The sequence below is a fragment of the Streptococcus sp. genome (assembly GCF_041802885.1).
Lineage (GTDB): Bacteria > Bacillota > Bacilli > Lactobacillales > Streptococcaceae > Streptococcus.
Window position 1 is genome coordinate 38,793 of sequence record NZ_JBHCHN010000048.1, and the last position, 7,608, is coordinate 46,400.

Sequence of the window (7,608 nt, forward strand, 5' to 3'; positions counted from 1 at the left end):
ATTGTAGCATGATTCCAGGAGAATTGCTAGGTTTTCTTTTGCCTTATCAGGTCAGAAAAAGCCTGATGAAATCAGACTTCCTCTGTGTTTATGACAACTTCTTCTTCAAATACTGGCCTGTATAGCTGGCTGGATTGGTCGCTACTTCCTCGGGCGTGCCAGTGGCTACGATGGTACCGCCACCGACACCGCCTTCAGGTCCCAGGTCAATAATATGGTCTGCCGTCTTGATGACATCTAAGTTGTGCTCAATGACCAGAACCGTATTGCCATCATCGGCAAAGCGGGCCAGGACCTTGAGGAGCTGGGCAATATCCTCCGTATGGAGGCCGGTTGTTGGCTCATCTAAGATGTAGAGGGACTTGCCTGTCGAGCGTTTGTGGAGCTCAGAGGCCAATTTCATCCGCTGGGCCTCCCCGCCAGAAAGCGTGGTGGCTGGCTGCCCCAAGGTCACATAGCCCAGACCCACATCCTTGATGGTTTGAAGTTTGCGCTCAATTTTGGGAATGTGTTTGAAAAATTCTACCGCATCATTGACCGTCATGTCCAGGACTTGAGCAATATTTTTCTCCTTGTAGTGGACTTCCAGGGTTTCACTGTTATAGCGGGTGCCATGGCAAATCTCGCAGGGAACATAGACATCCGGCAGGAAGTGCATCTCGATCTTGATGATGCCATCACCGCTACATGCCTCACAGCGGCCGCCCTTGACATTAAAGGAGAAACGCCCCTTCTTATAGCCCCGAATCTTGGCTTCATTGGTCTTGGAAAAGAGGTCGCGGATATCATCGAAGACCCCTGTATAGGTAGCTGGATTAGAACGGGGTGTCCGCCCGATTGGGCTTTGGTCGATATCAATCAAGCGGTCCAGATGCTCGATGCCGCGTATTTCCTTGAATTTCCCAGGTTTTTCCGAATTGCGGTTGAGCTTTTGAGCAATGGCTTTTTTCAAAATAGCATTGACTAGGGTGGACTTACCAGAGCCTGAAACACCGGTCACGGCGATGAATTTGCCCAAAGGAAAACGAACGGTCAAATCCTGAAGATTGTGCTCCTTAGCTCCAACCACCTCGATAAATCGACCTGTCCCCAGACGCCGTTCCAGCGGAACCGGAATCTCCCGCTTACCAGAGAGATACTGACCCGTGATGGATTTTTTATTTTTGGCAACCTGACTTGGAGTCCCAGCAGCCACCACTTGACCACCAAAATGCCCCGCACCAGGCCCCATATCAATCAGATAATCCGCCTCCCGCATGGTGTCCTCATCGTGTTCCACCACAATCAGAGTATTGCCCAAATCCCGCATCTTCTTGAGACTGGCAATCAGGCGATCATTGTCCCGCTGGTGAAGTCCGATTGAAGGCTCATCCAGAATGTAGAGAACCCCTGACAAGTTGGAGCCAATCTGGGTTGCCAGACGGATCCGCTGGCTTTCTCCCCCTGATAGGGTACCTGATGCCCGCGAAAGGGTTAGGTAGTTAAGGCCTACATTGTTAAGGAAGGAGAGGCGGTCTCCGATTTCCTTGAGAATGGGCTTGGCAATGATGTTTTCATTGGCCGATAGGGTCAGCTGACCCAAGAGTTCCAGATGGTCCGCTATGGACAAATCCGAAACCTGGCCGATATGTAGCCCCTTCTCACCACCCACTCGGACAGACAGGGCCTGGTCATTGAGACGGTAGCCATGGCAGCTTTGGCAGGTCAACTCATTCATGTATGCCTGCATAACATTGCGGGTATAGTCGCTGGCAGTTTCCTTATAACGGCGATGGATATTGTTGACAATACCCTCAAAGGGAATATCAATGTCCCGCACACCACCAAATTCATTCTCATAGTGGAAGTGAAACTCTTCCCCCTTGGAGCCATAGAGGACCAGGTCTTTTTCTTCTTCTGAAAAATCTTCAAAAGGCTTGTCCATATCAATCCCAAACTGGGTCATGGCCTGCTCCAGCATCTGGGGATAATAATTGGAAGAAATGGGATTCCAAGGTGTCAGGGCCCCTTCACTCAGGCTCTTGCTGGCATCCGGCACCACCAAGTCCAGGTCAACCTCCAATTTCATTCCCAAACCATCACAGTCACTGCAAGATCCAAAGGGAGCATTGAAAGAAAAGAGACGAGGTTCTAACTCAGGAACGGTAAAACCACAGACTGGGCAGGAATAGTGTTCGGAGAAGAGCAGTTCATTGCCATCCATGGTATCGATGACCACATAGCCATCTGCCAGGCGCAGGGCCGCCTCCACCGAATCAAAGAGACGGGACCGAATCCCTTCTTTATTGATGAGACGGTCGACTACAATCTCGATGTTGTGCATCTTATTCTTTTCCAGTTCTGGAACTTCTGAGACTTCGTAGATGTCCCCATCGACCCGAACTCGGACATAACCATCCTTTTGCACCTTTTCAAAAATGGTCTTGTGCTGGCCTTTTTTCCGACGGATAATGGGAGCCAAAACCTGCATCCGCGTCCGCTCAGGCAATTCCAAAACCTGATTGACAATCTGTTCTACGGATGAGGCCATAATGGCCCCATGACCATTGATACAGTAGGGCGTGCCGACACGGGCATATAAGAGACGAAGGTAGTCATTGATTTCTGTCACCGTACCAACCGTCGAGCGGGGGTTTTTGGAAGTGGTTTTTTGGTCAATGGAAATAGCCGGACTCAAGCCCTCAATGGAGTCGACATCCGGTTTTTCCATATTGCCTAAAAACTGCCTTGCATAGGCTGACAAACTCTCCACATAACGGCGTTGGCCTTCAGCATAGAGGGTATCAAAGGCCAAGGAAGACTTTCCTGACCCTGACAAACCCGTCACCACCACCAGCTTATCCCTTGGGATGGTCACATCAATATTTTTTAAATTATGGGCCCTAGCCCCATGAATGATAATCTTATCTTGCATAATTTTAAGATACAAAGAGCGTAAAGAACAAAGCAAAAACAGATCATTTCTGCAGTGGGCTTGCGCACCAAGAAATGAGTCTTTTTTGCCCCGTTCTTAGCTCGTGTTCAGTTCCTTTCATTGATACTAAGGCCGTAAAAGGCACAGTCAAAATAGGCGGTCAGCCCAAAATCTACGATTTTGCAGACGCACCCCCGTCAGGCTGACTAGAACTTTCACAGGCAAGCCGAAGAAAGTTCAGACGGCTACGACGTTGATACTCACAATGGGTAGAAATAAGGAAATCCCTATCTTTTTGACACAGCCTTTAGGCCGAGTTCAAATCCTTTCCGAGTGCGATTATTTGAAACCTTTTTGCGCTTCAAAACCATATTTATCCCAACTCTTTTCATATCCTCCATTATACCATACTTCAAAAAAAACTTTTCCTTTAGGGCCCTTTTTGGTATAATAAGAGGTACGCCTAAAAGCATAAAAATCAAACGAAGGAGGGGTTGGTATGAAACAGATTTTTCTTTCTACACTGACTGACTTGGAAGAAATCCACACATTTGAACCAGGAAGCTGGATAAACTTGGTCAACCCTTCCCAGAGCGAATCCATGGAAGTGGCGGAATATTTTAATATCGATATTACAGACTTGCGGGCCCCGCTCGATGCGGAAGAATCTTCCCGTATTGTGGTGGAAGACGACTATAAGCTCATCATTGTGGACGTCCCAATCCTGGAAGATCGAAACAACCAGGCCTATTATGTTACCATCCCGCTCGGCATTATCTTGACAGAAAACACCATTATCACTACCTGCTTAGAAGAATTATCTCTCTTTGAACTCTTTCGCAATAACCGCCTGCGCAACTTCTACACCTTCATGCGGTCTCGCTTCGTCTTTCAAATTCTCTATCGCAATGCCCAGCTTTACTTGAGCGCCTTGCGGATTATTGACCGCAAGAGTGAAGATATTGAAAAAAGATTGCATGAGGCGACACGGAATGAAGAATTGATTGACCTCATGGAGCTGGAAAAAACTATTGTCTATTTCAAGGCCTCCCTCAAAATGAATGAGCGGATTGTCAAGAAACTGGCCGGCTCTTCTAGTCTTCTTCGCAAGTATGAAGAAGACGAGGATTTACTAGAGGATACTCTGATTGAAAACCAACAGGCCATCGAAATGGCCGATATCTATGGCAATATCTTGAACTCCATGACCCAGGCCTATGCTTCCATCATTTCCAATAACCAGAATACCATCATGAAGACTCTGGCTCTGGCTACCATCGTCCTGTCTATTCCAACTATGATATTCTCAGCTTATGGAATGAACTTTAAAGGAAATAATATCCCCTTCAATGATCTCCCACATGCCTTTGAAATTATCATCCTCGTCGCCTTCGCTATCAGCCTCTTTTTGACCATTTATTTCATCCGGAAAAAATGGTTCTAAATTTCATTTTCAACTGACTATCCTAGGAGATTATTCCCCATGCAACTCAAAAACCTTACAAAGAAAAACCAAGAATTTATCCACATCGCTACAAACCAACTCATCAAAGACGGAAAAAGCGATGAAGAGATTAAAAGCCTTCTGGAAGAGATTCTTCCCAGCATCCATGATGCCCAGAAAAAAGGCATTACAGCCCGTAGCCTCTACGGTGCCCCAACTGAATGGGCTACTAGCAAAACACAAACCTCAGAAGACAAGGGCAGTCTCCCTGAAAACGACAATCCTTGGCTCATGTGGCTGGATTCCAGTCTCTTGATGCTGGCCCTCCTAGGATTTGTTAACGGGGCTATGAACCTATTCGGACAAGGCTCCCAATATGGCCTAATAACCTTCATCGTTGTTGGTTTCGGTGTTGGAGCTGGCATCTACTTCATGTACCATTTTGTCTATCGCCACATGGGAGAAGGGAAAAAACGCCCTAAAATCTGGAAAGCTATCTTGGCCCTTTTACTTGCAACCGTGGCTTGGTCGGCTATCTTCTTCCTAGCCAGCTTGATTCCAGCCAGTATCAACCCTGGGCTATCTCCTATTGCCAACATTTTGATTGCTGGGGTAGCTTTTGGTATTCGATACCTCTTAAAAAAGAAATACAACATTCGCAATGCCATGCAGCCAGTGCGGTAACTCGACTAAAACAGATTGTCTTCCAATCTGTTTTCTTTTTTTGTTTTACAAGTATATCATTGCAAAACAGATAATTCCAGTAGGAGCCTATGTCCATCTCAAACGGTCATAAGCTTTTTTCATAAGAATAAGAAAAAACAGAGAAATAACAGAAGAAGGACAGAACTACTGTAGAACTCTCTATTATAATGAGGATGTCAAATAAAAATACTAGCTATTCCTCATCTTATTGAGTGGCACTCTAATAGTCTAGAGACCTTTCTGTAGAAGGAAAGCTTAAAACGAATTTGGAGGTTACTTTTGATTGTTACGTTGATGATCACCTTATTTTTATTGAGACTCTCCTTTTTAAAAATCTCAATCAAAAATGAGAAGCGAATTTTGGCGGATGGTGGCAAAGAGTATGGTGTAGCAAACACTAAACTATTGACTGTGTGCCACATCCTATTTTATACAGCTTGTTTGACAGAAGCTATTGTAAAAAAAGTATCATTCGATGCAGTCAGTGCCATTGGATTAGCCCTGTTAGTTTTCGCAATGGCCATGCTCTACTGGGTTATCCAGCTGTTAGGTCCTATTTGGACAGTAAAACTCATGCTGGTCAAAAACCATCACTTTGTTGACCACTGGCTATTTCAGACAATAAAACATCCCAATTATTTTTTGAATATCCTTCCAGAATTAATCGGACTAGCACTCTTATGTCATGCACCCGTTAGCTTCAGTTTACTTTTCCCGCCATATCTCTTTTTACTTTACAGACGTATTCGGGAAGAAAATAAATTGTTGCAAGAAATCATCATTCCCAATGGTAGAATCTAATTTCTATAGACAGTCGGATATTAATCATTTACACCAACTCATTAAAGGAGGAACCTATGAGAAAGCAAAATATTCTTAACCACCTACTCGTCAGCACAGCCGTCTTGGGCACTATGCTGATCTATCAGCTCCCAACCGTCCAGGCAGATACAATCTCTGAAGCAAACCCTTCTTCCCTAGAAATCAATCCATCTATTGTTTCCAATACCGAAGTCGTAAAAACTACTGACGAAACACTTTCTGAGCAAGTACTAGGTGCAGAAAAACCAGTAAATCAGGATCTACCTCCTGAAAACCAAGTGACCACTGCTACACCTTCGCCGCTTGCAGCAGAGGTATCTTCTTCCTCAGAAATTGAAGAGAACAAAACAGAGACGCCTATAGCAGACGAAGCAGGAAGTTCATTAACCGAGGATACTCCGCCAGTTACTCTAGAACAGACAAGTACGGCAGAAACAACAATCACAACGACTGAATCAGTGAAACCTACTACTGCAACACAACAAACAGAGATACCTACAACAACTCCCCCTCAAACAGAGACACCAGCGACATCAGCTCAAGAAATAAGTCCAGTAACCGACACTAAAACAGAAGAAATCCAACATTCAAATGTTGGGGAAAATTCTGTTTCTATTACCAGAGAACAAACAAGTTCAAACACCGTTAAATGGACCGTAACCTTTGACCCAACAAACTGGGGACTCTCTCCTAGCAGTGTCGGAGCATTCTACTTCTTCACGCCAAAAAATGCCAAGATTACTAGTATCGTAGACCATGAAAAGAATCAGGAACTCATCCAACATTTCTCAACAAAAGGCCTTTATAAAGCTTACGATGAGACAGACCCAGATGAGGGCCTTACCAAACAATGGGGTTGGTCAGTCGGAAACATTTACTACCGAGACCCGAGATTGGACGAATGGAAAAACCAAGGACTCTTCTCCAAAGTCTTTGTTCTTAATGAGAGAACAGACAAGGGTCCTGTCACTTTCACTATAACAGCCACATTGCCAGATGATGCAGTCCAATCCTTCCCATTTGTGGCCGTCATGAAACGCTATAAATATATTGCGCCTACTGAATCTACTGCCCTTGCTGCAACAACTTTTGAAGTGGATCCCAAAATCATTCTCAAACCGTTGTTTCCAAAACCAGCGCCAGAAACACCAACTCCTCCCAAAACTGGTGGCATAACGATATCCCCTTTGAAACCCCAAGTTCCAAAGGAAAATCCAACTGAGCAAATCCAAGTAACTTTTATAGAAGGAAAGGGCGGAGGAACTAATCCAGGCACCTTTACTCATTATATTTATGGTGGACAGATTATAAAAATGATTAATCCTGGAACTCCTCTAAAAAATATTCTCCCTACCATAAAGACTGCTCTTCCCGGTTTGAAACCGCAACAAGGGGACCTCGTTCTTCAAAAAGGCTACAAAGTAACGGGCTGGGTTGATGAGCAAAACAATCCAGTTAGTGAAGATACTGTTATCAAACAATCAATCATCCTATCTCCTGTTGTGGAATTAGCTGAAACAGAGCCAACTCCACCAGTACCAACACCGGAGAAACCGAAGTCCGAGCCGGAAGCGCCAAAAGTAACGCCAGAAAAACCAAAGTCTGAACCGGAAGCACCAAAAGTAACACCGGAGAAACCGAAGTCCGAGCCGGAAGCGCCAAAAGTAACGCCAGAAAAACCAAAGTCTGAACCGGAAGCACCAAAAGTAACACCGGAGAAACC

4 protein-coding genes and 1 pseudogene are annotated in these 7,608 nt (G+C 45.1%); 4 read left to right on the plus strand and 1 reads right to left on the minus strand.

Translation table 11 applies throughout. The features are described from left to right. Window positions 1–88: 88 nt before the first annotated feature. Entirely contained in the window at window positions 89–2,914 is a 2,826-nt protein-coding gene (uvrA, locus tag ACEYCN_RS06305) for an excinuclease ABC subunit UvrA (protein ID WP_373713449.1), read from the minus strand. 499 nt (window positions 2,915–3,413) lie between these two features. Here uvrA and ACEYCN_RS06310 point away from each other — a divergent pair, with 499 nt between their 5' ends. The 4 genes and pseudogenes from ACEYCN_RS06310 to ACEYCN_RS06325 all read left to right on the plus strand — a co-directional run. Continuing rightward, window positions 3,414–4,358: a magnesium transporter CorA family protein gene (locus ACEYCN_RS06310; protein ID WP_373713450.1), complete on the plus strand. Its 945-nt coding sequence runs from the start codon at window positions 3,414–3,416 to the stop codon at window positions 4,356–4,358. Between the two features lie 39 nt (window positions 4,359–4,397). After that, on the plus strand, window positions 4,398–5,042 hold the full coding sequence (locus ACEYCN_RS06315; RefSeq protein WP_373713451.1) for a DUF1129 domain-containing protein: 645 nt from the start codon (window positions 4,398–4,400) through the stop codon (window positions 5,040–5,042). Between the two features lie 315 nt (window positions 5,043–5,357). Beyond that, window positions 5,358–5,864, plus strand: a complete 507-nt coding sequence (locus tag ACEYCN_RS06320; RefSeq protein WP_373713453.1) for an isoprenylcysteine carboxyl methyltransferase family protein — start codon at window positions 5,358–5,360, stop codon at window positions 5,862–5,864. Window positions 5,865–5,920: 56 nt separating this feature from the next. After that, window positions 5,921–7,608: pseudogene (locus tag ACEYCN_RS06325) on the plus strand (hypothetical protein); the annotation flags it as partial.